A 1,607-nucleotide genomic window follows, 5' to 3' on the forward strand; every position below is an offset into this window, starting at 1 on the left:
CCATGAGCCTGCTCGCGCCGACCCTGCAAGCGTTCTTCACCGACCACCTCACACAGCGACACGCCGCAGCGGGCACCGTCGCCGCCTACCGGGACACCTGGCGCATGCTGCTGCGCTTCGCCGCCGCCCGCATCAACAAGACACCGGCCGCCCTGGATTTCGGCGACATCGATGCCCCGCTGGTTGCGGCGTTCCTCGAACATCTGGAAACCAGCCGGCGCAACAGCATTCGAACCCGAAACGCGCGACTCGCGGCGATCCACTCCCTGTTCAGCTACGCGGCACTCCGGCACCCCGAACACGCCGGCTCGATCCAACGAGTCCTGGCGATCCCACTGAAACGTCACGAGCGCAAGATCGTGACGTTCCTGTCGCGCGACGAAGTCGAAGCCCTCCTCGCCGCCCCAAACACCGACACATGGATCGGCCGCCGCGACCATGCCCTGCTGACCCTCGCCGTTCAAACCGGGCTGCGGGTTTCGGAATTGACCGGGCTGACCCGATCCGATGTCGTGCTCACCCACGGCCCGCACCTGCGTTGCCTCGGCAAAGGACGAAAACAACGGTGCACCCCGCTGACCGGTCCCACCGTCGCACTGCTGCGGCAATGGCTGGCCGAACAACCCACCGCGCCCGCCGGGCCGCTGTTCCCCAGCACTCGCGGCGCCCGCATGAGCATCGACGCCGTCGAATCACTGGTCAAAAAGCATGCCGCAGCAGCGATCCCGCACTGCCCATCCCTGGCGGCGCGCCGCGTGACTCCGCACGTGCTGCGGCATTCCGCCGCGATGTTCCTCCGCGACGCAGGCATCGACCTGTCGGTGATCGCGTTATGGCTCGGCCACGAAAGCATCACCACCACTCAGATCTATCTACACGCCGACCTGGCGGTCAAACAGCGAGCCCTCGAACGCACCGCTCCACCGGGCACCTCCGCACCCCGCTACCAGCCAACCGACACCATCCTCGCCTTCCTCGACAACCTGTGATTATGCCGAATCGGCTACCCCCGCCCACCGACCTGACCAGGACAAACGATGCCCGCGCCGCACCCACGCGGCATAACCACGGGCGCGGAATAATCGGCGAAAGTGACGTCTCGGACCCAATGAAGGCGGTTTTCTATGCCCCAGTGGCCCTGTACCCAGGCGGCGAGCCGCTGGGGTGGTGCGGCCGTGTGGTTTGCTGAGGTGATCAGGTAGACGACCTCGACGGTTTTGGCTCCGTTGTCGGTGACGGTGCGGCGCATTTGGGCGACTTGGGCCGCACCGGGGAAGTCGATCCATTCGGGAACGTCGGCGACCTTGATCGTTCGGGTGACGCGCCGGCCGCGCTCAGTGGTACGGGTCGTGTGCGCAGGCATGTCCTTCCAGGGCAGCTTCTTGAGCTTGTGGTGCAGGGTGGGCATGTTCGCCTTCACCGTGAACACGTAGTCCCCACCTGCGCCGGTGATGGTGGTGGCGGTGTCGGTCTGGGTGTGCATCGCATCGAGGGTCACCACCGCATTGTCGAGATCGAGGTGTCTCAACAGTGTTCGGGCAGCCGGTATTTCATTGCTCTTCACCTCGACGGCGACCTGTCCCAGCACGACTCCGGCACCGTGGTCG

2 protein-coding genes are annotated in these 1,607 nt (G+C 65.7%); one reads left to right on the top strand and one right to left on the bottom strand.

The genetic code is table 11. From position 1 onward, the window contains the following. Positions 1–989 (top strand): tyrosine-type recombinase/integrase (locus FPZ47_RS27425; protein ID WP_144957412.1); only part of this gene is annotated, 989 nt, incomplete at its 5' end. A 14-nt stretch (positions 990–1,003) separates the two neighbouring features. On the opposite strand, the gene FPZ47_RS27430 is transcribed toward FPZ47_RS27425, so the two are convergent. Further along, a partial coding sequence (locus FPZ47_RS27430; protein ID WP_144957415.1) for an ISAs1 family transposase occupies positions 1,004–1,607 on the bottom strand: 604 nt, incomplete at its 5' end.

Source organism: Mycobacterium helveticum (assembly GCF_007714205.1).
GTDB classification, from domain to species: domain Bacteria; phylum Actinomycetota; class Actinomycetes; order Mycobacteriales; family Mycobacteriaceae; genus Mycobacterium; species Mycobacterium helveticum.